The organism is Halorubrum luteum (assembly GCF_054652935.1).
In genome coordinates this window covers 552,560-578,117 of sequence record NZ_BAAIGT010000002.1, presented here as the reverse complement: position 1 = coordinate 578,117, position 25,558 = coordinate 552,560, and the positions used below count along the sequence as shown (strand labels likewise).

21 protein-coding genes and 1 pseudogene are annotated in these 25,558 nt (G+C 55.7%); 10 read left to right on the top strand and 12 right to left on the bottom strand.

The window, feature by feature from the left end; translation table 11 throughout:
• Nucleotides 1-441: 441 nt before the first annotated feature.
• Nucleotides 442-1,470 (bottom strand): annotated as a pseudogene (locus tag ACYQ0R_RS02840) (IS630 family transposase); the annotation flags it as partial.
• Nucleotides 1,471-1,520: 50 nt separating this feature from the next.
• On the opposite strand from ACYQ0R_RS02840, the gene ACYQ0R_RS02835 reads away from it, so the two are divergent.
• The 3 genes from ACYQ0R_RS02835 (at nt 1,521) to ACYQ0R_RS02825 (ending at nt 5,473) form a co-directional block, all read left to right on the top strand.
• Entirely contained in the window at nt 1,521-2,744 is a 1,224-nt protein-coding gene (locus ACYQ0R_RS02835; RefSeq protein ID WP_459820828.1) for an IS701 family transposase, read from the top strand.
• A 369-nt stretch (nt 2,745-3,113) separates the two neighbouring features.
• Nucleotides 3,114-4,529: an FAD-dependent tricarballylate dehydrogenase TcuA gene (tcuA, locus tag ACYQ0R_RS02830; protein WP_459820827.1), complete on the top strand. Its 1,416-nt coding sequence runs from the start codon at nt 3,114-3,116 to the stop codon at nt 4,527-4,529.
• A gap of 119 nt (nt 4,530-4,648) precedes the next feature.
• Complete coding sequence (locus ACYQ0R_RS02825) at nt 4,649-5,473, top strand: IS5 family transposase (RefSeq protein WP_459820826.1); 825 nt, start codon at nt 4,649-4,651, stop codon at nt 5,471-5,473.
• A 23-nt stretch (nt 5,474-5,496) separates the two neighbouring features.
• Here ACYQ0R_RS02825 and ACYQ0R_RS02820 read toward each other — a convergent pair whose 3' ends face one another.
• The 3 genes from ACYQ0R_RS02820 to ACYQ0R_RS02810 all read right to left on the bottom strand — a co-directional run bounded on the left by ACYQ0R_RS02820 (nt 5,497) and on the right by ACYQ0R_RS02810 (nt 9,422).
• On the bottom strand, nt 5,497-6,720 hold the full coding sequence (locus tag ACYQ0R_RS02820) for an IS701-like element ISHala1 family transposase (RefSeq protein ID WP_459820825.1): 1,224 nt from the start codon (nt 6,718-6,720) through the stop codon (nt 5,497-5,499).
• 68 nt (nt 6,721-6,788) lie between these two features.
• Complete coding sequence (locus tag ACYQ0R_RS02815) at nt 6,789-7,328, bottom strand: hypothetical protein (protein ID WP_459820824.1); 540 nt, start codon at nt 7,326-7,328, stop codon at nt 6,789-6,791.
• 498 nt (nt 7,329-7,826) lie between these two features.
• Nucleotides 7,827-9,422 carry a transposase gene (locus tag ACYQ0R_RS02810; RefSeq protein ID WP_459820823.1) on the bottom strand — a complete coding sequence of 532 codons (1,596 nt, stop codon included), beginning with the start codon at nt 9,420-9,422 and terminating at the stop codon, nt 7,827-7,829.
• Nucleotides 9,423-9,524: 102 nt separating this feature from the next.
• On the opposite strand from ACYQ0R_RS02810, the gene ACYQ0R_RS02805 reads away from it, so the two are divergent.
• From ACYQ0R_RS02805 to ACYQ0R_RS02795, 3 genes are all read left to right on the top strand, one after another.
• Entirely contained in the window at nt 9,525-10,490 is a 966-nt protein-coding gene (locus tag ACYQ0R_RS02805; protein ID WP_459820822.1) for an IS1595 family transposase, read from the top strand.
• A gap of 223 nt (nt 10,491-10,713) precedes the next feature.
• Nucleotides 10,714-12,168 carry an IS66 family transposase gene (tnpC, locus tag ACYQ0R_RS02800; protein ID WP_459820405.1) on the top strand — a complete coding sequence of 485 codons (1,455 nt, stop codon included), beginning with the start codon at nt 10,714-10,716 and terminating at the stop codon, nt 12,166-12,168.
• Between the two features lie 224 nt (nt 12,169-12,392).
• Entirely contained in the window at nt 12,393-12,971 is a 579-nt protein-coding gene (locus tag ACYQ0R_RS02795; protein ID WP_459820821.1) for a hypothetical protein, read from the top strand.
• 55 nt (nt 12,972-13,026) lie between these two features.
• On the opposite strand, the gene ACYQ0R_RS02790 is transcribed toward ACYQ0R_RS02795, so the two are convergent.
• The 3 genes from ACYQ0R_RS02790 to ACYQ0R_RS02780 all read right to left on the bottom strand — a co-directional run bounded on the left by ACYQ0R_RS02790 (nt 13,027) and on the right by ACYQ0R_RS02780 (nt 16,661).
• Nucleotides 13,027-14,274, bottom strand: coding sequence for a site-specific integrase (locus ACYQ0R_RS02790; RefSeq protein WP_459820820.1), 1,248 nt, complete (start codon nt 14,272-14,274; stop codon nt 13,027-13,029).
• 507 nt (nt 14,275-14,781) lie between these two features.
• Complete coding sequence (locus tag ACYQ0R_RS02785) at nt 14,782-15,597, bottom strand: IS5 family transposase (RefSeq protein WP_459820819.1); 816 nt, start codon at nt 15,595-15,597, stop codon at nt 14,782-14,784.
• Between the two features lie 41 nt (nt 15,598-15,638).
• Entirely contained in the window at nt 15,639-16,661 is a 1,023-nt protein-coding gene (locus ACYQ0R_RS02780; protein ID WP_459820818.1) for an SWIM zinc finger family protein, read from the bottom strand.
• Between the two features lie 188 nt (nt 16,662-16,849).
• Between ACYQ0R_RS02780 and ACYQ0R_RS02775 the strand changes: the two genes are divergently transcribed.
• Both ACYQ0R_RS02775 and ACYQ0R_RS02770 read left to right on the top strand, forming a co-directional pair.
• Nucleotides 16,850-17,509 (top strand): DUF6498-containing protein, encoded by a 660-nt coding sequence (locus ACYQ0R_RS02775; RefSeq protein WP_459820817.1) that lies wholly within the window; start codon nt 16,850-16,852, stop codon nt 17,507-17,509.
• A 316-nt stretch (nt 17,510-17,825) separates the two neighbouring features.
• Nucleotides 17,826-18,041, top strand: coding sequence for a helix-turn-helix transcriptional regulator (locus ACYQ0R_RS02770; protein ID WP_459820816.1), 216 nt, complete (start codon nt 17,826-17,828; stop codon nt 18,039-18,041).
• Nucleotides 18,042-18,432: 391 nt separating this feature from the next.
• On the opposite strand, the gene ACYQ0R_RS02765 is transcribed toward ACYQ0R_RS02770, so the two are convergent.
• The 4 genes from ACYQ0R_RS02765 to ACYQ0R_RS02750 form a co-directional block, all read right to left on the bottom strand.
• Nucleotides 18,433-20,631, bottom strand: coding sequence for a restriction endonuclease (locus ACYQ0R_RS02765; protein ID WP_459820815.1), 2,199 nt, complete (start codon nt 20,629-20,631; stop codon nt 18,433-18,435).
• Between the two features lie 274 nt (nt 20,632-20,905).
• Entirely contained in the window at nt 20,906-22,051 is a 1,146-nt protein-coding gene (locus tag ACYQ0R_RS02760) for an ISH3 family transposase (RefSeq protein WP_459820814.1), read from the bottom strand.
• A 21-nt stretch (nt 22,052-22,072) separates the two neighbouring features.
• Entirely contained in the window at nt 22,073-22,360 is a 288-nt protein-coding gene (locus tag ACYQ0R_RS02755; RefSeq protein WP_459820813.1) for a hypothetical protein, read from the bottom strand.
• Nucleotides 22,361-22,455: 95 nt separating this feature from the next.
• Nucleotides 22,456-22,911: a hypothetical protein gene (locus tag ACYQ0R_RS02750; RefSeq protein WP_459820812.1), complete on the bottom strand. Its 456-nt coding sequence runs from the start codon at nt 22,909-22,911 to the stop codon at nt 22,456-22,458.
• Between the two features lie 226 nt (nt 22,912-23,137).
• On the opposite strand from ACYQ0R_RS02750, the gene ACYQ0R_RS02745 reads away from it, so the two are divergent.
• Nucleotides 23,138-23,596, top strand: coding sequence for a hypothetical protein (locus ACYQ0R_RS02745; RefSeq protein WP_459820811.1), 459 nt, complete (start codon nt 23,138-23,140; stop codon nt 23,594-23,596).
• 460 nt (nt 23,597-24,056) lie between these two features.
• Entirely contained in the window at nt 24,057-24,548 is a 492-nt protein-coding gene (locus ACYQ0R_RS02740) for a CBS domain-containing protein (RefSeq protein ID WP_459825647.1), read from the top strand.
• A 39-nt stretch (nt 24,549-24,587) separates the two neighbouring features.
• Here ACYQ0R_RS02740 and ACYQ0R_RS02735 read toward each other — a convergent pair whose 3' ends face one another.
• Nucleotides 24,588-25,547: a zinc-dependent metalloprotease gene (locus ACYQ0R_RS02735; protein WP_459820810.1), complete on the bottom strand. Its 960-nt coding sequence runs from the start codon at nt 25,545-25,547 to the stop codon at nt 24,588-24,590.
• Nucleotides 25,548-25,558: the final 11 nt, after the last annotated feature.

The window sequence follows — 25,558 nt, the reverse complement described above, 5'->3', positions numbered from 1 at the left end:
TTGCATATGGTGTGAGAGCCATAGCAAGGGTTGCATGACATTCCTTTCGCTCCCTGAGGTCGAGTTATCACTACGTCGTGAAGCTGTTAATTAGAGCGTTTACTTGCTGTGAATGTGCGTATAGGGAGTGAAGTCTAACTCATAGATTCAGGGCGCGTATAGTCAGATATGATGAAATATGGTGGAAAGTTAGTCGGTGCCGGCGAGGAGCAGTTTCGCGAGCAACTGGGCACGGAGCGTGGTCCCAAAGAGATTAAGCGTCTTGTGGCGGAGCTCAAATACAAATCAGGCCTTCCACCAGCCAAAATCCAGGATCAGTACCTCACAAAGCGTTACCAGCTAATTCGATCTGAGTCTCCCAGTTTCGTCCTGACGAGTCATCACGAGTAGGGTGAAGTACGCTGATCGAAGAGGGACTGTCGCTGTCGGCGGCAATAGTACCTAGCGTAACTTCTGAAGGTATCCACCAAGAAACTCGTCAATCCATGAGGCTGCAAAACTCAGCCGAGTCGTAAGTTCCTCAAAGAGCTTAGTGAGGAGAGCGCGGTATTCTGCCGCGCTCTCCACGATCAACGGCGATGCTTCCCATTTGAGGCTTTTCCAGACCTGCTCGATTGGGTTGAGGTCAGGCGAGCCAACTGGGAGAAACACGAGATCAATGCCCAGTTGATGGGCTCGCCTACGCGTGTACTCACACACATGCGACGAAAAGTTGTCCAAGACGAGCAGAATCCGTTGGCCCGGATTCTGCTCGCGGATTCCTTCGAGACAGCCACAGATCCGTTCTTTCTCTTGATTGGCCGGAAACTGAATGACACTCTCACCAGAGAGTGCGTAGAACCCGACCGCTGGTTCGTCTAGCTTCACCAGCGGTCGGGTGATATGTGGATCATCCACCGTGTAGAGCCGCTGTGAGTTGTCCCATGGTTGGGGATGCGACGTATCGAGAAATCCAAGGACAGTTCCGCCGTCCGTACAGATTTCCTCGTCAACGACCCACCCTTCTTCGTCATCTCCTTCGCGTTGGTTGTGCGGCTCATCAGCCCCCTCGTCGAACGCGTCGCCGACGCGTTCGTCGAGAATCTCTTCGGCGTTCTCTGGACGTGATGGACGCTTTGTCCGTGGAATCGCGTAGGAGAGACCGAGATCTTCGAGGAACGTACTCAGGTATACCGGATGAAATTCTACGTCGAATTCCTCGTTGATGAGATGCTGAATTTCCTGTTTCTTCCACGGCTGCCCGTCACGAAGTAGTTCCAAGAGGCGTTCTTGTTGGTCCTCGCCGAGCTTCGGGGGCCTGCCGCCCCCGAAGTTCGGCATCAGCAGTCCGAGGCCGCCCTTGTTCCATCGTCGAGCCCAACGCGTTCCTGTCGCGGAGGACTTACCGACGTCATCGGCAGCGTCCTCCAGCGTTGCTCCCTTGTAGACTCGTTTGATGAAGATCAGCCGCTCAGTGAGTTTCTCATCACTCAGCTTTGAACGTTGAAGTAGGATCGTGACATAGGCGGTAGCGAACACGGATGATGCCGATTACGGACTTCTTGTCGTGCACGCGTGTATTCGACGAGTTCGAGTCGCTGTCACCCGCACAACGTCAGCACGCGAAAACCTACGCCACAGGTCTTGTTGCGGCCAGCAACAAGACCGTGGCAGGCATCGCACGCGAAGTCCTTCCAGCTGGAGACAAACGCGCTCTCAACAAGTTCCTCACCGAGTACGACTGGGACGAACAGCAATTTAACCACGAACGCCTCGAAGAACTCCAAAAACACGGCGAAACACGTTGGTCGAAGGATGGGTACATCATCCTCGACGACACGATCACCGAGAAAGCCGGGGACGAAGTCCCCGGCGTCGGACACTTCTATGATCACGCCGAAGGTGACACTGTCTGGGGCCAAGACCTCATCTACGCCTTCTACGCTGACGACAAAACTGCCTACCCACTTACTTTCCGCCTCTACGAAAAACAGGACGAAGATGACCAAAACCACGCCACCAAGTACGATCTCGCCCGTGAGATCGTCACCGAACTCGAAGACAAGGTAGGTGTCCCGGCGGACACCTACCTCTTCGACTCGTGGTTCGCTCACGATTCTGCCCTCGTCGAACACATCGAATCCTACGGCAACGACTGGATCGGCCCGCTCCGGAGCAACCGACAGGTAACCTACGCCGGCGAAGAGATCAGCGTCGATGCGCTGGCAGAGCGCATCGACACCGTCGAGCGTGATGTTGAGGACGAGACCTACCACATCTGGACGAAGAAGCTTCCCGTCTCCCAACTGGGAGACGTGAAGCTGGTCATCGCCGAGAAAGAAACTGACGAAGACGAAGAGAACCCGGTCAAATACCTCGCCACGAACAAGATCGACGCACCGACCGAACACGTGATCCGCTCCTACGGAATGCGATGGCGCATCGAGACGTTCTTCGAGGACTCGAAGCAGGATCTCGGCCTAGGAGACTGCGAGATGCAGACTGACGAAGGTGCCAGTCGGCACTGGCACCTTCTGATGGCTGCCTACAGTCTCGTTCGTCTTGATCCCGATTCGAGCGCCTTGGGGACGGTTCGCTCGAAAGCGTCATCGCTTCGAGCGAACCTCGAACATTCCCTGAAAGAAGCCGTTTACAACCTGCTCTCGTGGGTTCGAGACAACGATGATCGTGGCGTCGATGACCTCATGGAAGAGATCGATCACCTCTTCGTTCACTCAACAGCCGACGCTAACGTTCAAAGCTGAGTCATCAGTAGACTCCGCAAGAAGTCGGTCGAGATCGTCCTCACTGAGGTGATGGACGATCTCTTTACGGCGATCTCTAGGCATACTCTCATATCAGATGCCACCTTCATAACTTCCCTTGACCACTATCGGAGGTCGCTGCGTGGGAGGCTGAGCGCAATGAGTTGGATGCCACGATCAATTGGCAATTCACGAACGAGGACGCTCGAACGAAACTACACCGACTCTATCCAACTATTGAGGAGGCCCAGAACTAGTCACTCGACGGTTGGGACGGTACTAGACAGTGTCTTAGGAGATAATATCCGACTGGGGTAAATTTATTATGTTCGGATCACTCCGTTTATTTACTGGAGTCAGTAATCGCAAATGACAGCTACTGAATCGTACGACATCGTCGTCGTGGGCTGTGGAATCGCTGGAATTACCGCCGGGCTTCGTGCAGCAGAACGAGATCTCTCCGTTGCAATACTCGAGAAGGCTCCGAAGAAACACCGTGGTGGTCATACACAATTCACTGAATCATTCCGTATTCCGACCGAAGACATCGAACTAGAGCAAGACGTTGAGTTTAACGTTGAGGATTATTCAGCCTCTGATTTCTATTCGGACATAATGAAGGTCACTCACTACCGCGCAGATGAGGATCTCGCGGAAGTCGTAACTCAAGAAGCCGCTGAAACGTTTGAGTGGCTTACCGCCCAGGGAATGGAGTGGGAGTACCAAGCCCCCCATCCAGGATACACAGCGGGCCGGGTTTGGCTGGATGGAGAAGAGATGATCGACGAGCTTGTCGACGTGCTTGAGGACAAGGGTGTCGACATCTACTACAACGCGGAGGCTAGGGGAGTCAATCGCGACGACAACGGCAGAGTTGACAGTGTTACAGTCTTCCTTGACGGACAGCGCACAGAGTTTGAGGCTGGAGCAACGATCCTTGCCGCTGGGGACTATGGTTCAAGTAAAGAGAAGCGAACCCGCTACTACGGCCCTGGATACGGTAATATGAAGGTTCGCGGAAGCCGGTACAATACAGGGGAGGTTATTGATGCAGCCATAGATGCTGGCGCTAAGTCCGATGGCGAGTGGGGGGATGCACACATGGCACTGATCGACGCTGGCTCGCCTGATGTTGAGGGCGGCATCACTCGCATCGACGGATATCAATATGGGCTCATCCTAAACCACGATGGAGAGCGGTTTGTGGACGAAGGTGAAGATTCACGAGCACATACGTATGCAAAGTTCGGTCAGCGAATATTTGAGCAGCCCTACCATGAGGCCTTCATTATAGTTGACTCAAAAGTTGTCGATGATGTAGCTCATATGGGTCCATCAAGAGCGATTACCGCTGACTCGATCGAGAGTCTTATTCATCGACTCGACATTGAAAATGTTGAGCAAGCAGTCGAGACAGTCGAGGAATATAACGATGCATGCGATCCAGACGCCGCGGAGCAATATGAGCCCGAGGTTCTGGACGGGAATTCCACCGATGGACTTGCTCTCCCTAAATCTAACTGGGCACTTCCACTCGACGAACCACCGTATACGGGGTATCCGGTTACCGGAGGAATGACCTTTGCTTTCGGTGGAATTGCGATCACGTCTGATGCAGAGGTTCTAGATACAACTGACTCTATCATCCCCGGACTTTATGGGGCCGGCAATGTGACTGGAGGTCTATTCTATAATAACTATCCGGGAGGAACTGGGCTGACGAATGCTGCCGTCTTTGGAAAAGTCGCCGCCGAAAGCGCAGTCGAGTATATTCTTTCTAAATAATCGGCTGTGGCGAATCGCCATCGGACGTTAGAATTGAGAGCATAGTGCTCTGTTGAAGAGCGATCTAATCAGCTGATATCACGGGTTAGAAGGGTGAAGTCGAGGAAATCGAGGTTGATATGGAAATCGACATCCTCGACTTCGTTGAGCAGTGTCGAGACCTAGCTAAACAAGCGTTGGGGAAGCACGCGGGCGAGCCCGCCAGCGGCGGGTTCGCCCGCTGGGTACACGTCGTTTTGCACTGTTTTCGGCTCGAAGAGGGCCATAGCTACCGTGAAACGCCGAACCGGCTGAAGTACATGTCTGAGGTTCGTGACGTACTTGACCTCGATCAGGACGAGCTGCCGGATTACAGCACGATTTACAAGTCGTTCGATCGGCTGAAAATGTGGGTGTGGCGGGCGTTGCTGCGCGTTTCAGCGCAGCAACACCCGCAATCTGGGCACGTCGCTCTCGACAGTACGTTCTTTGATCGACGCGCTGCTTCATCGTACTACCGTCAGAGATCCGGGAATAACGTCCAGACACTGAAAGTGACCACATTAACCGATGTAGAGTCTCTCGCAGTTCTTGACGTCCATATTTCGGCCCGGTGGAAGCATGATACGAAGACAGGGCCGCAGGTCGTCCGCCGAAACGCGGACGACCTGCTTTCCGTGGCGGCTGACAAAGCCTTCCACAACTGGCACACCAAATACGAGTTCTACGCACTCGGTGTCGAACCACTGATCTTACAGCGTGGATCGAGATCACTCACGACAGGGGATAATGCGCTCATCCGGACAAAAGGCTACGCTCAGCGCTGGATGGCGGAAACTTCGTACTCGACGACGAAGCGCTCGCTCGGCGATGCCGTGCGAGCGCTGGGCTGGTATCGACAGTTCCGTGAAATCGTCCTCATGTTCGCCATCATCAACATAGAAAAGCTCTGTGAGCCACTCTAACCCTCATTCAGCAGCTATTCAACTCAGCTTTGCACGTTAGCGTCAGCGGTTGAGTGAACGAAGAGGTGGTCGATCTCGGTCATCAAGTCATCGATACCGCGATCATCGTTGTCTCGAACCCACGAGAGAAGGTTGTAGACGGCTTCCTTCAGGGAGTGTTCGAGGTTCGCTCGAAGCGATGACGCCTTCGAGCGAACAGTCCCCAAGGCGCTCGACTCAGGATCAAGACGAACGAGACTGTAGGCAGCCATCAGAAGGTGCCAGTGCCGACTGGCACCTTCGTCGGTCTGCATCTCGCAGTCTCCAAAGCCGAGATCCTGCTTCGAGTCCTCGAAGAACGTCTCGATGCGCCAGCGCATCCCGTAAGAGCGGATCACGTGCTCGGTCGGTGCGTCGATTTTGTTCGTAGCGAGGTACTTGACCGGATTCTCTTCGTCTTCATCGGTCTCTTTCTCGGCGATAACCAGCTTCACGTCTCCCAGCTGGGAGACGGGAAGCTTCTTCGTCCAGATGTGGTAGGTATCGTCCTCGATGTTGCGCTCGACGGTGTCGATGCGCTCTGCCAGCGCATCGACGCTTAGCTCTTCTCCGCCGTAGGTCACCTGTCGATTGCTCCGGAGCGGGCCGATCCAGTCCTTGCCGTAGGATTCGATGTGTTCAACGAGACCAGAATCGTGAGCGAACCACGAGTCGAAGAGGTAGGTGTCCGCAGGCACACCTACCTCTTCTTCGAGTTCGGTGACGATCTCGCGGGCGAGATCGTACTTGGTGTCGTGGTCTTGGTCATCTTCGTCCTGTTTTTCGTAGAGGCGGAAAGTGAGTGGGTAGGCGGTTTTATCGTCGGCGTAGAAGGCGTAGATGAGGTCTTGGCCCCAGACAGTGTCACCTTCAGCGTGATCGTAGAAGTGGCCGACGCCGGGGACTTCGTCCCCGGCTTTCTCGGTGATCGTGTCGTCGAGGATGATGTAACCACCCTGTGACCAGCGCGTTTCACCGTGTTTTTGGAGTTCTTCGAGGCGTTCGTGGTTGAATTGCTGTTCGTCCCAGTCGTACTCGGTGAAGAACTTGTTGAGGGCGCGTTTGCCCTTGGCTGGAAGGACTTCGCGTGCGATGCCTGCCACGGTCTTGTTGCTGGCCGCAACAAGACCGGTGGCGTAGGTTTTCGCGTGATGGCGCTGGGCTGGAGACAGCGACTCGAACTCGTCGAACACACGCGTACACGACAAGAACTCCGTAATCGGCATCATCCGTCCTTGCCACCGCCTACGTCATGCACCTACTTCAACGTGCAAAGCTGAGTATTCAACAAAGGAGGTTATTCTTCTTCTGCATCTACAGAAACATCAGCATTGATGACTATCTCACCTTTGAATTGCTGCGTCTCTTCCCGGTCTTCTGCGTTGACACGGATTCCTATGCACTTACAGACACCGACTTCGAGGCGAAACGCATCGTCGATGCTATCGACACGACTCTGTTCCCTTTCGTCTTCTTCGTAGAACCAGAGTCGGTCCCTGTCCTCATCGTCATCGTCTGAGAGTCCGAGATCGTCTTCCGCTTCGATCCAGACGCCTACGTCCTCTTTGCCCTGGTTACAGATCTCGAACACGTTATCGAACCAGGTGACGTTATCTGCCGGCGGTTCGCCCTCGATTTTGAGGTTATCGTCGAACTCGACGTCAATCTCACCTTCGAACGCCTCCGCATCCAATTCTGGACATTCCCCCAACCCGAGGAGGGCGTCCGAATCATCGGCGATTTTGATATTCGTCTCTTGGCGGGTAGTAATCCTCGAGAACGCACCAGATCCGACAAGGGACACGCTCCCGAACGCCCCCGTTCCGAGTCCAGCCACGAGCGTTCTCCGTTTCATTGGACGCGACGAATGTACGGAAATATGGTTGTCACGTTTCGACGCATATCTCGAGTCATCGCTATCGATCCCCTTGTGTATGCGTTGACTGCAGAAATGGTAGGAATTCCCTAGATACGCTGCTTCGACACGGCGATCAGATCATCGCTTTGCAACCGGCCCAGGATCAACTACCTGCCGAGCTGAAGGACAGTATTTGATGACTGAATGTCCGTTTACGAATACGCTCTCTCAATCATGGGGTTCATAGTAAATTACCCTGTTGCACGTTCAATCTTAGTTCGCCAGAGGGGAGCAGGTTCCCGCCAGACTCCACTTTCTCGGCTGAATTAGCTCGATGAAGGACGAATTCTTGATGGATCACAATTACACAGCCAGTTGATTGCCCCGATTGATCGGGCCTCAGTCAAGAAATACAGCCGCCTGAGAGCGATGCCTCTCAGGCGGCGAACCCTGGTTTTCGGACAGGTGGGTTGCCGATCAAATGAGCCGTCCTGGCGAGCGTATCAGCCCCGGTTTTCCCTGCCGCTTTGCGGTGAGAGACGCTGCGACGAGTGCAACCGCTGAAAGAACGACGTGCGTCTCAACATTGTCTTCCTTGCGTGCCCGCACGCGATCAAGGCCGGTGAAAGATTTCAGCCGCGAGAAGACCCGCTCGACACCTGCTCGCAGGTGTCGATGCATTCGTTCTTTGATCGCCTGGAAAATGTAGGTCTCCTCGACGCTACCGGCCTCAACGCCGTACTCAGAGAGTTGCTCTTGTGGGAGTCGCTCCAGAGCATCGTAGGGACTCTCGATCTCCTCTCCGTGTTCCTCGAAGAGCTCTTTGATTTCCTCCTTGATCGTCGCTAACGGCGACGATCTGCGGGGATTAATCGACGTCAGGAACGGACAATTGAGCCGGTCTTGGCAGAACTCACGGTTGGCCTGACTATCGAAGCCGGCATCAGCCAGTGCCGCTTGGAGTTCGTCGGTATCGTACCGCTCATCGAACTCCTCGATGAGTGGTTCAAACGCCGCAGTATCGTTCCGTTTGCCGGTCTCCATCGTGATGGCGACCGGCAACTCGGTTGCGGCATCGACGACAAGAAACACCTTGTACCCGTAGAATGATCCTTCGTGTTTCCCCCAACTCGCCCCTTCAACGTCGCCGTTTTCGATCTCTTCGCGTGTGTTTGCCCAGGCGGCAATGTGGGTTCCGTCGATGATGATGAACTCTCCGGCGTGGTCGTGATCATCGAGCAACTCACCACACATCGACTGGAGGCAGTCACGGAGTTCGTCCGGTTGGAGATCGTCGAAGGCCCGCCAGAGGGATGTCCCGTCGGGGACATCCTCTGGCTCGACGTAGTCCAGTGCCTCCCTGAAGGAGTGATTCCGACGAATACGGCGTTCGAGGGCGTCGAACGAGTCGCCCTCGAACTGTCGAAGAACGAGCGCAGCTGCTCGTTCGGGAGGAATTGACTGGATTTGTGAGAGAGCGACCGAGAGGAACGTAGCGACGAGTTCGTCACGGTAGAGGTAGCCGTCTTCGGTTGGTTCTTCGGGCGTGACGTCGGTCGGTTGGTCGGTCTGACGTTGTGACAGCTGGTCGTCCCGTCGGGACGGCCAGCTGTGGAGGTAGAGAGTGGTGTTTTGCCAATCAACGGCATGAACCTCTTGTTCTTCAGCGAGCTTACGAAGTGGACGGTAGCAGCGACGACCGAGAAGATCGTGGGCTTCGGCTGGCGTGAGTCCGGATGGACGCCTGAATGCGAGGTGTTTGAGCGTCGATTTGGTGTCTTCTTTGCGGTGGAAGACGGCGACGCCGTCATCCACCTCGGGTCGCCAGAACCCGTCATGAGTAGCGCGGTGACCGACAACGTGTTTGGTAGCGACGTATCCGCCGTTGTGGTTCAGCGAGGTGTAGAAGGAGTCTTCAGAAGCGATCTGATCAATATACCACGCTGGCACCTCGGTGCCAGCGCGGAGTTGTTCCTTCGAAGCAACCTCACCGTGGGTGCGGAGGAACTCACGACCAGCAGTCTTATGAGGCGTTGCTGTGTTTTCACTCGTGTCGGATCTAGTACTGGACATACTATCGATCCGACTTCTAGTCTAGTTAAAGTGACTGGCTCTTGCCGAACTGAGTGAAACAGCACCCTGAGAATTACAGCATCCCGCCGTGCGCTAGTTGCTATGTGCAAGCGGACAGCCTTCGGCGGGATGCTACAGGATCTTGTTGAGCTCACCTCAATAGTGTTGCGCCCAGAGCCGCTCGATGCGGAGATCGAGCGGCGCTGTAAGCAAGCTTGGGAAGAAGCTCCCTGTCCGGAATGTGGTGAAACCGCCATCCAGAGCGGGGACGACAGTCCCCGACTCTGGTGTCGAAACTGCCGCTACGGCTTTACCTACACACGCAACACTCCCTTCGAAGGACGTACTCTCACACCCGGAGAGGTCGTCATCGCGTTCGTTCTCTACGCTGATACACTCCTCAGCATCAACCAGGTCGCTCGGCTCTTTGAAGCGGTCTACGATACCGTTCACACGACAATTCGAGAGGTAGAAGCCGCTTTCGAGCGCGGCTTCTACCTCGTCTTCGAACGCATCCAACACACCATCGACGGCCCAACACAGATCGACGAAACCGGTCACAAGTGCTCGGGCTACAAGGGACAGACGCCGCCGCGGGACGGGCTCTCCCGCGGCGGCTCTGGAAAGAAGGGACGATCACGGTGGAAGGGTGCCCCCGGTGATACCATGACGTTGATCGGTGCCTGTCGTGACGTGCTCCGCGTCATCCGCCCTGAACGAGGAGCTCAACCAGAGGAACTCAAGCCGGCACTTGACGAGGTCGAGATCCTTTCTGGGAAGCTTGACGAAGTCTGGCACGACGGGTGGCGCGGGTACGCGCCACTCGTCTACGAAGACGAGCAAACGGTTGTCCACTCCGAAGAGTTTGTCACTGATGAGGGCGTTCACATCAACCAGGTCGAATGCCTCTGGTCACTCGTCAATCCGTGGCTACGGAAGTTCCGCGGCCTCTCAAAGCAGGGCTTGGAGCAGTCCGTCCGAACCTACGGGTTCGTACGGACATTAAACCTCGCTGGAGCACCGCTACACGGCCTTCTTGACTGCTTCGTCCTCGACGTGTTTCACTGAGTTATGCAAGAGCCAAGTGACTATTTTAGACGCTAGTGACTACACCGCGATAGGTCGGAGCTAATTTCGAAACCGTGCAACGGGCTATCAAATCTCATAGAATCGCATACAAAGAGACTGTGTGACTTTTCTAGTTCAATGACCCAAACGTAGTTGGATAGCAGTTCCATGTCGAGACGATTTCGTAGCAGTCTCATAGATCGTTCACTACTGCTGAATTACTGTGTCGCTGGGGAGTCGCGGATCAACGGAATCGACAGATTCCGTGATCCGCACCGACGACAGTTCGCTACTCCGCCAGCAGCTCGTAGTCAAGAAGCTTGAGAACCAGCTGCTGCGACGCCAGATTACTGCACAACAACAGAAGATCGAACAGCTTGAGGCTCGCCTCAAGCAGTACGAAAATCCAAACACACCACCCAGTAGACAGGGTGGTGCGGCTAATTCATCAGGCGATGACGACCAAACCGAGGACGAAGACCAAGAACCTGATGAAGACGACGCTGGCGGCGACTCTGACGCCGCCAGCGACTCATCGCCTGGACGCAGCGAAGGTCACGAGGGAACAACTCGAACAGCACCTGAACCAGAAGAGACGATCCTCGTTGATCAGGGATTCTGTCCAGACTGTGAGCAAATCCTCTCTAGCCCTGATAGCTACGTTTCACGGACTATTATTGACGTACCGCTTCCTGTTCCAACCACTGTTACCGAGTACAAGCTCGGTAAACACCACTGTTCTTGTGGTAACGAGGTTGTTGCTGAGCATCCTGACTGTCCCGAAAAGGGGCGGTTTGGGCCAAATATCATGGCCCAAACCGCTCTCGGTCGGTTCCATCAACGACTGCCGAACCGGAAACAGGCCGAGCTGTTTGACTGGGACTTCGACCTTCCGATCTCTCACCGGACGATCTACAACTTGACTAAGCGGGTCGCAGCCGGTCTGCGACCCGCTTACGAGGATGTCAAAGAGAAGATTCGGGAGAGTGAGGTCGTCTACTGCGATGAAACAGGCTTTCCGGTCGATGGAGAACAACACTGGGCGTGGACGTTCGTCACTGATGACGAAGTGCTGTTTTGGGTTGATGAAAGCCGAGGAAGTGGAGTCTTAGAAGACGTCCTCGGCGAGGAATTCGCCGAGGACTCGACGCTCAGTTGTGACGGCTGGTCGGCGTATTCGAGTTATCACACGAAACTGCAGCGGTGCTGGGCGCACCTGTTGCGGGAGGCTGAGTACGTCGCTGAACGGTACGAGGAAGCAGAGCGGCTGTCTGAAGAGTTGCACGCACTCCACGACGATCTAACGACGTTCGTCGAAGGAGATCCGTCCGCTTCCGCCCGCGAGCAGAAGCGGGCGGAAGCATCCTTACACCTGGAGGGCCTGGTGAGGGAAGGTTACGAGGCCCAAGAGGTTCAGCAGCTGATCAAGAAGATCAGCAATGGCTTGGGTCACTGGCTGACGTTCGTGACCGAACGGGGTGTTGATTCAACGAATAATCGCGCAGAGCGGGCTCTGCGCGAGCAAGTAGTCCTTCGGAAGATGTTTCGGACCCTGCGTTCGGCAGAAGGGGTCCAGATTCACGAGACAATAACAACGATGTTGGCGACGTGGAAACGACGAGGACTTGATCCACCTGAACAGCTCCAGTCAATTCTGGGTGGGAGAGAACTTCGGTAAGGACGAGAGGCATCACTGTGCGGTGTATCTTTGTCTTGCTATCCAACTACCATAGAAACACTCTAATCACATATAGAATTGTTGCTCAAGCGAGTAGAGATGCTGGCTTATCAGCTTCAAGATACCTCATTAACCACATACTAAAAAAGTGTGATCTTGTTCCCTTGAATTCTGTACAGCCAAATTCTGATCAAACAAATAAGACGGAGATTGGGGCAGAATATATGAACAAATTAGAAGAAAAGTTGGGACCAGAGGTCAATCAGTTGGATCAGTTAGATGAATCAAAGTCTGTTGATGAGCGCAAACGTGAGTTAGAAGACGATATAGAAATAGATATCCATCAGTTAGATGGGATAGAGCCAATTAATAAGTATATAAAAGAAATAAAAGAAAATACGAAAATATGTGATATAGAAAATCTCTTAGAAATAGTTGAACAGAGCCTCTACCAATTAGAATTTTTAAAATCAAATGCTGATGAAGTATTGGATAAAACCTATACCAAAAGAAAAGCCCTTTCTCCCGATGATCTAAACAAGGATGAGTCTGGAGACGCTATGCACGATGCTATGATCCTTGCAGGTGAAAAAGAGTATTCTTATATTTGGAAAGATTATCCCTTGGTTGAAGGTTCATCTTCTAGTGGATGGGAGACAACAGCATTGGGTGATCTCGTAGGAGCTATTCGGCACCAAAATCAATATGAAGCACCAGAGGTACTCCATCGATACGCTCTTGACGATGAATCATCAGTAGAACAAGCAATTATCGCAAATGCTATAAAAGAAATAAACATCTAATAATCTCACTAATTTCAGGATCGATGATCCAGCAGTCGTTTTGAGATTTAAACGGCTACTCGACAGCTTCTGTGAAGCTTGCGGCGGCATCAATCAAATCTGCATTCCCTCCAAGAGCTTCGATTAGAGGCTCCATCTCTTCCATCGATTCGAGCAAGTCCGGATATTCTTGGGCGATTTTAAGCAGATTACGTCGCTGCTCTTCCTCTGTCTCCTCAATTTCTCGTACTGCGTCGTGTTCCAGCGCTTGTCGACACCAGACGCAGAACGCTTCATCTGCCGGCGTCTCTCGATGGCATCGCGGACACTCGATTGGTGCGTGTAATTCAGGATCATCGTCTTCGACTTCTTTCCCGTGAAGTTGGGCGTATTTATCGTCTACTTCACCACCAAACTTTGCGACGTAGTGGGCTGTCGCTTCACTTCCCCGTTTGCGACCCTGTCGATCTTCGATGAACGCTTGGGGCATATCCTGGCGTGCCAGATATGTTGCGTTTGACTTGCGGAAGTTCGTTGGTGTAGCCGGTTTTGTCACGCCTGCTCGGTCAGCAGCATCTTTGAATGCGTTGTTGAATGACCGATAGCTAATCGACTCGGGCTCGTCCAGTTTTGACCAGAGCGGAGCATCTGGGTCATCCGGTGCAGGATGTTCATTCAGCCATCGGTTGAGATATGGAACAGACGGAATGAGCGGTACTGACCGTTCCCCGCGTCGCCCATCGACTCGAAGCTGCAAGCCGTATTGATGATCGGAGACGTCGCCGACAGTCGGATCCTGGAGTTCTCCGCTTCGTGCACCTGTATCGAATGCAACTGCGATCAGTGCTTTATCCCGTGGATTACGAGCCTCTTCAATCATCGGCTTCACATCGTCCTTCCACTCGAGCATGTCTGCCGGATCAGGGCGGGGATCGTGACTGTTACTTGTCCCAGACGGGATCCAACTGATCGTGTCCGGCTTCTCCTCGACGTCTCCTTCTGTAACGTTGCCGGCGAATACACGAAGAGCGTCGCGGTAGTCCGCGTTCGTCCATTCGTTTTCGTAGTTGCGATTAATCCAGAGGACGATCTCTTCTGCTTCTTTTCGCTCTTCTAGTGCCTTTTCTAAGCTACAGCCTGATTCTTCGATGATGCGTACACAGCGTCCGATAAGATCTCGATGACGGAGCTCGGAATACTCCGACTGTTTCAGTTCCATCTCTCTGCTGAACTCCATCAAGAGTTCGGCATCGGTTTCGGAAATCTCATCTGATTCCTCAATTCGCTGATGAAGATTCTCAATTTGATTTCGGGAGTCTGTCATCGTTGAACCTTGGTTCCTCTAAATACCTATTTTATACGTAGGCTATTGAAGGTATGGTTCAAAGCCCGGCCTAGGCTCTCTTTCCCCGTTACGTCCGGTTATTACACTGTTCTTCGCGGATGTAAGAATGACCCGCACTCAAGGACGAGCACCCGGGTGTAATGGACGCACCCCTACGACGTACAGCGATTACAGGAAAAGATCAGGCTCTTTAGATAACGCATTTAAAAGTTTGCTACAAACTAGACTAGATCTAGATAGGGAGATTCGATGAGTATGTCGCCTGAAGACGAAATGTCCTGTTGATCGCAAGACGGCATAGGGGCGGGGTCAGTAATTCGGCGAGCCATGGCGTTAGAAGCGGTATTCTGGATACAGAAGATGCAGTAGCGGTGGCTAAAGGTGGCTGTCGAAGAGTCAGAACTATGGTAGCTAGCGATCTTGTTCTGATGACGACGGCGATACCTCTCCCGGATACGTCCGGAGAAGGGGAGCAGGCGGCGAGCCCTAACTCGCCGCCTGCGTGAGGTTATGCACGATGCACTTCCGCGTGAGCTCCCGGAACTGGCCGTGCCAAGTCCGGGAGCGTAGTTTCTCGCCGTCGTCTTCCTTCAACTGCGAGAAGCCCGTTTCACTCATCCACCGCTGGTTGTAGTCCTCGTTCATCCGGGCGTTGTGAGCCTTCTGAAGCGGTGTCTGCTCTCTGTGTTTGATCAACGGTCGCGTCGAGTTGGAGCGACACTCCTCGCGGAGCTCACCCCACGAGTAGTTCGCATCAGCGGACAGGACCCGCAGGTCTTCCGCGTTCCGGCGGAAGACCTGCATCCCGATATGGCCGTCCCACGCCTTCTGCGTGGTGAAATGAACGTCTTTGATCGCTAGTGAGTTCACGTCGATCAAGATCGTCGTCTTCATCGACTGGAACGAGTAGTTCGCGCGGTCGCGGTAGTGGTAGCTGGTCTGATCGCGTTGGAAGCCACTGGCGTCGATTGCAGCTTCACCGCTCCAGCCCGCCTGCTCCGCCGAAGCGCGGAGCAGGCGGCGGAGTTCACGCATCTGGTACTCTTTCTCCCAGCGACAGAGGGTCGTATGGTCTGGCGAGGCTTCGAGATTCAGTTCCTCACGGATGGCGAGAGAATCGTTAAACCACGCTTCGGTCTCGCGGAAGCTTTTGTCGAGTTCAGCGTGCATGAGAATCAAGGCGATCTGAACCCACTCGGCGAACCCGCTGTCGCCGTCCGGCGCAGCGGGTTCGTCTGGGTTATCAGCGTGCTGTTTAGCAAGGTGCTTACACTTCTTCACCAGCGGTCGTTTCGACCTCATACCGCAAGACAGCGTCCAATTCCTCCGTCAATTTCACGAAATCACTCGCAGACCGACTGCACAGTCCGCTGATCGGACCCGCAACAAGGCATGTCTTCTTGAACGTCGTCCTGAGTCGTCCCCGTCGAAGAACCGACCGATGCTTCGAGGGCCTCTGGCTCAAGGTCGACACCCGAAACGTGTGCGTCCAACAGTTCGAGCCAGTATTCGAGATCCGCCCTCGTCGTACAGATTGCCCGTAATGCCTCGTCGTAGTCCTCGCTGGCAAAGCCGTAGTCTGCCTCGATGAATTCCTCGAAGAGATATTCGATGTGCGGTCGCTTTTCTGGGTGTCCATACCCTTGTTCGGTGATCGTCTCAGCGTACTCCTCAATAGCACGGTTCAATTCGCGACCGTAGTGCCCGCTACTGTCGTCGATTCGATTCATGTTTTCGCGGATTGCCTCCGCCAGCGCACGGTAGATATCGGTCGCTGTGCCAATGTTCCCACGGCCTCGGTGCATTTCCGCCAGGTCGTGATACTGGGAAAAGTCGATACGAGTATCGTATTCGATCATGCCACCACGACCGGCTGCATCCTCGAACAGACAGTCGATTTCTTGTTTGTAATCGTAGACCGTCTTGCCTGGCTCTTCACCAGCAAATGCGACGAAGCGATCACGGATATCACGGTCGTCCGCGATGAGGTCGAGGAGAAAAGTCCGAAGCTCGTCGTCAGGCGTCCGATCGGTCAGGGCTTCAACATCGACCGTCTCGGAGCTGTCTGATGAAGTGGTTGTCTCAGCAGTTGACTCGGATGAGCGATCTTCGACGGCCAAGAGTACAGCGACGATGTGCTTGCAATCCCCAGCATAGTCGTAGGGACAACTACAGACGGTCCGAATCGTGTCGTCGTCGATGTCGATTGAGATATCGTAATCGCGAGATCCACGAACGATTGCAGTAATGTCTCCGCCCTCGACCTCCAGTTTCTGAATCCTATCCTCCTCGTAGTACTTGACCCCCCGTTCGAAGGACTGTTCCGTACAGAGCGAACGAATATCCGATCGGGTCGGGTACTCCATTCCTGGGCTATCTTTTCCTATGAAAGAGCGTGGCATAGAAACCTTCGCACGGTAGATCCATCCAACTTTTGTCAAAAATATCGTGCAAGATGGAACGCGCGAGTGTGGCATATCTCGAGCTATGGTGTTCTCTGTAGTGGTCAGTCAAATCCACAAAATTAACTCCCCCACCACTGTCACGATTACGCGTGCATCCGTCGTGGAAACGAGCAGAGTGGTCGTTCGTCGGGGTACTCCTGGCAAACCTCGCATCGCTGGCCGTGATTTGGTGGTCCGACTGGCAAGTCCATGCACTCCTGATAGCCTACTGGCTTGAGGCTGGTGTTGTCGGGGGTATCTACGTTCAAAAGATTTCCCGAGCAGAGGGAACCGATGACCCCGAGTCCATTCGGGCGTTTTGGAATATTGCTGGCGAGCCCCCTCGTTCGTACATCGGCAAGCCGAAAGGAGACATTCTGGGCGCGCTCCTTGAGCAGTACGTAGTCATTTGGCTCCTGCTGGGTTTGTTTGTGGCTGGTCCGCTCGTTGGTGCTCTAGAGATCGAGCCTGCGAGTCCACTTACCGTGGTTCTCATCGCCGTTAGCCTCGTTGTCTCCCACATCTATTCATACTGGGCCGAGTATCTCGGCAACCGAGAGTACGAACGCCGCGGCCCTGTCTCGTTGCTGGTCGAACCGGCGGCCCGGTTCGTGGCGCTGTTTGGTGTGGTCTTTATTGGGGGACTCACCGCCAACCTCACCCAAGAACCGCTTGGCGTGGTCGTCGTTCTGATCTTTTTCAAGACCTGTGCCGATCTGTTCCAGCACCGCCGCGAGCGAAAACGGGTGCTGCGGACTCATGAACACTAGCTGTTCAGTCTCCGCCACATACGCAGTCAACCATCTAGGCCTCACAAATTCCAGCAGGGATGAGTAAACGACGAGATTGCTGAATACATCCTCTATATCTTGCACGGCAATTTCAACATATCCGTTGTCTGCCCTTCTGGAAAGTAGGAGGGTCTACGCTAAGCTCTATCAGTAATTCGAAGTGTCGAGGGGTACTCGACATCGTCTGGCGTTACGCGAAGGTATATGTCAATCAAAGCAAGACATTCACAGCATCTATACTCCTAAGTGAATATGAAAAGAGGTCAAATACAGGACTGTTGAAGACTCACGTACGATGGACGATCTCATTGGATTCCAGCGCGACCTGCTGTACGTCATCGCAGGTGCCGATCAGCCGTCGGGTCAGGGCGTCAAGGAGGAGATCGAGACAGACTACAACGCCGAAATCAATCACGGGCGACTGTACCCAAATCTCGATACTCTGGTCAACAAGGAACTGATCGAAACGAAAAGCAGCGCGAGTTCCCCGCCCCACCGTGGGCGGGGGTGAAGCGCGTCCGCTCGGCTACGTCCCTGTTTTAAGTATCGGGACGCCCTACTACAGTATGGAACCCACGTTATCGGCCTCGCAAAACCCGCGCACCCACTTCGGGGTAAGACGCGGTGCGCCGGGCCTGTGTCGCGCCCTCGTGAAGGGGCGGACGCCCACGGACACACCCGCCACGGCTGCAACAGACGACCTCTGTTGCGGTGGCACTCCCGGTGTGTTCGGGTGTTACCGGTTCCACGCGAGTCCCCCACAGGGACGAGCGCGGGCGGAATTAAATTCGCCACCGGTCGTTTCGCTGGCTCCACGCCAGAGACCACGGCGAAGCCACGGGCCACCGCGCCCGTGGTACTTCACTGTCGTCTTCGTCCATATTCGTAGGGATTTGTGAGCCTTATACGATCGAGTCGTGTTCCGGACCGATCTGTTCGGAGAGATCGTTGAGCTGTTGTTCGTCGGCTTCCGTCAATAGCTGAACGCCGTATTCGTCTTCGAGGCGTTCGATCTCTTGGAAACACTCGTATGCCGTCTCATGATTGTCGCGGTCTATGTAGTATTCTCCCTGTTTTCGGAGAACCTTCGCAACGCCAGCTTTGCCGTCGTACCATGGGAGCAACTCGAAGTAGAGTTCCTTGGCTCGGTCGAGATGCTCGAGCATTGCCTCCTCGTCTGACCTTTCAAGCGCCTTCGCAATCGACCAGTGTGTATCTGCCAGCTGCTGAGCAACTTCCTTGCGATCGCGTTCATCGTCAATTGCTTCGTATCGCTCCTGTAATCGGTCGATTGCCGTTCGCAGATCCGACAGGTCGTCGCTTTCGAGGAGATGATCGATATGATCCTCCCCACGCAGCCGGGTACTCTCCCAGACGACTTCTCCGTCGACATCGATCGCATAGAGAGGTTCGCTGCCGTGATCGTCCTGCAGCAAGAGCTGCCACTCGTTGTTTTCCAGTTCGAAGGCAATTGATTGCTTGAGGCCCTGAAGATTTTCGTGTTTAGCTTGGAGTTGACCGGCATCGACGTCGAACACGTACGTGCTGCAGTCAGGATTGTAGGTCGTCGCTGCAGCGAAGTTCCCATCAGGAGTGATCGCGCAGTCGGCAACGTTGGCGTTGAAATAATGGGTGAGTTGCTCTTCGCTGTTGGGTTCGAAGACGGTGATCTTCCCGGATTGTTCGTCGGGATCGAGGCCCTCGATGACGATCGCTCGGCCTGTGTTCGCGATTTCTGCATCGACCGGATCCGCAAGCTGTTCCGAAAATCGGAGCCCGTCCTCGTCGTAGACGAACAGTCGATACTGGTTGCCATCCATACTTCGCCCGTACGCAACCGTCCAAGCGTGATCCGGCGACCACGTCACCTCGCAGGTATACCGTTCGTCCTCGTAGCCGATCGTCCTGATCTCGTCGTCTTCTTGGGCTTGATGAGACTCGTTTTGAGTAGCGGCTGGTTCCTGCTCAGGTGTAGGACCGGTTTCGGTCGCGCTTTCCGGAGCTGAGGGAGATGTCGTTTTGGACTCGGGATCGGTCTCGGCGGTAGATTGGTTGGCCGCAGCCGTCGTAGTCGACTCGGTCAGCGAGGACGAGCGACGTCGCCGTTGCCACAGGTAGATCGCTCCGGCGAACAGTGCGACGAACCAGAGTAGTGCGCCAATCACGTAGGCCCACGTGTAATTCGGCCAGTCGACCTGATCAGGAATCGACTTGACGTCTTTGTAGATCGCGACTGGAAGGAGAATCCACGATCCCAGAAAGAGGAGACCCCACAGTGCATCTGGGAGGAGTTCGGGACCACCGTCTATGATGAGGACAAGCCAGCCGACTGTCGCTACGGCGGTCGCCTTGTGCCAGCCTGTCGACGGAATCAGAGCCGATTCTGTGGCCTCGGACTCCGTCTCGGAACTTGACGTTCCCGACGCCGATGCCGGAGTTGGCTGATCTGGAGCCGGTTCTTCTACTTCTTCTTCTTCTTCGACGATCTCGATGAAATCGAGGTATTTGGCAACGAGATCCGCTGCTTCGGCATCGTTGAGCAGTTCGATGAGATCATCTCCATTGACGAGTTTGACGTTCAGCCGATCGGCTAGTTCTCGAGCCTGACCGGTGAATTCGTTTGTCGTCACGATCACGACCTTGTCGACGCCCGAGTACTGGTTTTTGAGGCTGGCGTACTGCTGAACTTCAGGCGATCCGACGGTCGTGTTCGGACCGTAGCGTTTGGCCTGGATCAGTGTGGTTTGCTCGTAGGGGCGCTGCTTTCTGGCGATGACGTCGACGCCCTTGTCAGCGGCTTCCGCGGATACCTCCGTCTTCCAGCCCAGCCGCTCCCAGATGTCTGCGACGAAGTGCTCAAAGTCGTAGGCATCCATCTGTTGCAGAACAGATTTCAGCTGCGCCGGGTCGTCGATCGTAGTACCATCGGCAGGGAACGCAGAAGGGTCCATATTCGAGGAGACCGCTTCCGGCCCACGCTCTTCAACGGCTTTGTCAGGTTCAACTGGCTGAGAATCGTCGTTTGAGCCAGAATCCCGCATCGCTTTGCGGAGGTGTCGATAGACCTCCCGGTAGAGCATATACCGCAGGAGGCGTTTCATATCTGAATATTATTGACCACTGATTGGTTAGCTTTTTCCATAAGGCATCGATTCACGGGGTCAAAAGTTCAGTCGATCACATCAGAAGGCCCACGACTCCGTCCAGTAGCCGCTAAATCGTTGCCCTCGGCCCCTCGATAGTCTTCGGAAGGATGGAGCGGCTGAATTCTGGCGTTGCTCGGCTGTCGAGGCGTTAGTCAGTCGCTGTCGGCGGCGGTCAGCCGCCGACGCGACAGCGTCGCCACTCACGACCGCTGTCCAGATCGGTGGACAGCTACCGGAAGAACCGGTCGTCGAGTGGTTGGTTCGCTGGGACAGCCCTGCGTACGCCCAGGGCTGTCCAGGCCGCTCGCAGTACCATCTCACGGAACTCCGTGAATGACCACTCCCAGAGGCGTCGCCCCCCTCGGCGGGGCGACGCCACGTACTTCCAGTGGAGATACCGCCAACTGTTCTGGAACAGCAGGCTCACCACAAACATCACCAGCCGCAGGCCAGCGTCTTGAGAACTGGTGAACGCGAGGCTCTGTTTGGCTAACCGATAGCTCGATTCGATGCCGAAACGCTTGCTGTAGTGTTCTCGGGCATCGCGTGGCGTGTCGATGAACGGCGCGTCAGCGGCGTAGCCGTGACGCGCCACTCCGTGTTCATCGTACCGCCCCTGCTGGTACACACAACCGATGAACACGGGGAACGTTACCTTGCCGGCGAGATCGTGTTCGATCTCGCGGCTCCAACCTCTGCTGAGTTCGTCTTGAATCGTCTCGCCCCACTTGACGATCGGCATAACGTAGGCGTAGTTGTGCGCGTACAGCAGTCCGAGACAGGTGCTGTTGTAGAAGCCGCGATCAAGGTAGACGGCCTTGACGGCGTGGTCAAGGCCGTCGAGCAGTTCGAGAAACTCAGCGAGGACATCGCTAGTGGTATCGCCAGCGACCAGCTGGCGAACCGCCAGCGTGTAGCGCTTGTTACGTACCCGCGCGTACAGTGTCGCATAGGCGTGAAACGCAGTTGTTCCTCGTTTCGCTTGCGAGAAGTACAGCGCCTCCGTCTCGTCCTCGTCACCGTAGTAGGGATCAAGGTGGAGGTCTACGCAGACCTCCACCGGTCGATCCGGGAGTGTCTCGAGGGCATCTCGTTGTAGGAGCGTGTCTCCAACCGCCTCAACCGAGTCAAGCTCAAACTGCTCAGTGAGATGTCCCCGGACGGTGTTGGCGTGTGGCGAGTCGTCGGTCGTTTCGCAGACGTGGTTGATTGAGGTCCCGCCGGCGCTGGCGCCGGCGAGGACCTCGTACAGTTTCTCTGTCGTGACCTCGACGTCCTCACCGAGATCTATCGCAAGCTCTTCGTCAAGGCTGTTGACGACAAAATTAAGCAGGTGCTCTTCCTCTAACTCGTTGTCTGCTTCGGGTTGTTGCACATCTTCCCAAAGCAGACACTTTCACTCAAACCCGATGTGATCGACTGATCCACCATCTTTGTTGTCGTGGTAGGTTTCGATTTCACCGAGTGCCTTGTCAACGATGAGTTGAGTGGTGTTGTTGACGTGGTTGGCGTTGGCAACAACAGTCGATTTGATGTCACCCCACCCCCATCCTTGTCGATCAAGCCGATTGGTTTCGTTGCGGATACGGCGGGCTTCAAAACAGCCCGTTTGCAGATCGTCTCCGCTCCCCGTTCCAATGTCCAATCCGAACGAGAGAGTGTGGGTGAGTTTGGACGACTGCACTGTAATCTAGTATGGTTTGCTATCTGTTAAAAGTTCGTGATGTGATGCGCTTCACCCTCGACCACGGTGGGTCGGGGTACTCGCGCTGTTTTCTTTTATAAATACACGGTCGGCGGTAGCGCTTGCATTCGATCCTGTAACGCCTCGTGGATCTCGGCGAAGGCGGCCACTCCCTGTGATGATTTCCATGCCGCAAACGGGTCCGACAGGTCCTCGGCGACTGCCGCCACCGACGCGTGATCCCGAGCGGCTTCATCGGGGGCTCCGATGTTTGACGCCCGGAAATACCCCGCAAGCTCCTTGGTGAGCCGTGCGTATGCATCCTCGTCCCATTCAATGCGGCTGACAAACCGCTCAAGTTCCGTCTCCGGATCCTCACACGTTGCCGCCGAGACGATTTCGACGATCGTCCGCTGTCGCAACGATCCGTCCCCCAGCGCCGCACGCGAGCCATGATGAGCTGACAGGACTGCTCGCGCGATCTCCTCAATCGAGGTGTATTCCGCCGCCTGTGACGCCGGCACGCCGGCCGCCACCAGCGACCGCTTCACATTTCGTTCCGCAATTGACCCTGCCGTCACGCACAGCCGGCCCGACCGATCCCCGAGTTCATGCGGTGTCCCTGCTTCCCACCGCCGAATCAGGAACCGATCTAGCCGCTCACCGCGGACCACAACCATGCGAACATCATCCAGTCCGGGACGGAATGATACTTTGCATTTTCACGGTGTCTCCTCACCTCAGGCTATTAGCATCTCCAGTACGATCTCACAAATGATGCGGTGGGCGCTGATCGTGGTGGTCGTGGTCCTGCTCGGGGCATACATGCTCGGTCCCGGAGCCATGCTTACTGCTGGCAGCGAGGTGGATATCGACACCGTCTCAGGAGACACCGAGCAGATCGATCTCGCGGTTGAGGAGATCAGGCCGTGCGGACCTAGTTGTGGGACGGGGACGATCCAACTCACGAACACTGGCCCGGAACCGGCAACGAACGTCTCGATTAGGACTAGTGTGTATGCCGGCCAAGAGATTGATGGACCACAGCTCTGGACGGACACCACAGTCGTCACCGATATCGCGGCTGGTGAGACGGTCAGCCAATCCAAACGAGCCACGTGGGACGAAGACACCGTCGGGCTCGTCCGGAGCACAAACGGATGGGTCACATTTGAACTGATTGTGCGCACCGACGAGTCGACGGTGCGATTCAGTGGGACGGAACGAGTTGGTTGATCCGGAGCGAGTCGCGTTCGTGTATTCTCGTTGCGATGAACAGCGACGGTCCCGATGCGGCCCGGCTTCGTGTCTGCGTTCGACCGCGTGTCTGGGTTCGACCCCGTGTATAGGTTCATTCCGCGTGTGGGTTCGATCGCCGCGATCGAACGCCTCCTCAACTCGAACACACGTTCCCCACAGTCGTATCGGGAGTACTGAGGACTATTGTCCTCGAATCTCCGCGGTGAACGCTGGGTATACATAGCGCGGTCACTCCCGGCCCTGTATGTCAGACGATGACAGTCGACGAGTGGATGAACCCGAGCATTGCTGCCGGGGAATGACCGGCGTCTCGGGGGTGGCAAGTCCGGCAGGCCAGTGGGTCGGCGTGCGCTGGCAGACGTGGCGGGCGTGCGTGCGCTGGCAGACATCCGAGCGTGCCGTAACGACTACGGCACCCGGCGGCGACGAGTCACGTATGCAGGCTCGTGATCTGATGGTGACCGACGTGAAGACGGTTGCTCCCGACGACGACGTGTCGACGGTGTTCAAGCGGTTCGCCCGTCACCCGTTCAGCGGCTTCCCCGTCGTGGAGGAAGGGCTCGTGGTCGGTGTGGTAACGGAGTCGGACCTCGTCGACCTGTTCGAGCCGGACGACGAGACGCTGTGGATCCCGATCGGTCTCCCCCCGTTCGTCGACACCCTCACGTATCAGGTGAAGCCGCCGTGGACCGACCTTGATATCGGCGTCGACTTGGTCCGCAACGCGGGCCGACCGGTTTCCGACGTGATGAGCACGGACGTCGAAACGGTCACTCCTGACGCCGACATCGACGAGGTGTTCGGTCTGCTCGCGAGCGACGACCCGAACATCAACCGGGTTCCGGTCGTCGATGAAGAGGGTCAGCTCGTGGGTATCATCGCTCGACAGGACGTGATCAAAGCGGTCCGCGACCGCCGGATCGAGTAGCCAGTGGCCCCCCGGCTACGGAAAGCTCCCCGGAAGTTGCTAGGGGTCAACGCGGATCAGCCACGTCTCGGGGTGGTCGAGCTCCGCGTTCGTGGGCAGATACTCGGGACGTTTCCAGACGGCACTCGCCGCGTCGAGCCCGCGAGCGTCCGCGACGTGCTCGAAGAACGCCGCGCCACGCTCGTACTGTCGGCGCTTGAGGTCGAGACCGAGCAGCCGGCGCATGAGTCGCTCGACCGGCGTTCCGCCGCTGCGACGCTCGTCGAGTTTGCGACGGAGATCATCGTACTCGTCGTCGAACGCGCGGTCCATCAGTAGCTCCGCGTACCCCTCGACTGCCGTCATCGCGACCTGAAGATCCACGAACGCCTCACGATCGAGCCCGCCGCCCACGATCGTGTGGACGCTCTCCTCGAGCCGGGACTCGAGATATCCGGGGAGCCACGGAGCCGCCCCGAACTCGGCTGCGTGTGTCACCTCGTGGAAGGCGATCCATCTGCGAAACCGCGGATACTCGACCCGTAACTCCGTCGCGGCGGCGACGATGTTCGGATGGACGAAGTAGAGTCCGTGTTCGGAGTCCGGCTCGTTCGCCAACAGCAGCGGGTCGTACTGGCCGAGCACGTTCCGCGCAAGAAAGCCGAGCGTCATCGCCATCGATCCGGTGTTGACGACCCGCGAGACGTCCGGCATCGCCGGAGTCGCCACCTCCTCGATCGGTCCCATCACGTTCTCGAACGTCGTCAGACTGGCGTCGATCCAGTGGTGTCGGTTCTGGATCTCGACGGCGTCGGGGACGTCGAACTCGATCCCCGAAACGTCCCGAACCCGCGTTCGAGCGTCTCGGACGTCGGCCGCGTACCCCTCTCGGTCGGCCGTAGTGAGGTCGATCGACCCCGGCTCGGTGCTTGCCTTCGCGGCCTCCGCGGCACGATCCCAGTCGACGACGCCCGTGCCGGACGCCTCGGAGATCGCGCGGAGACTTCGAAGTACGTTCATATGTGATCGAG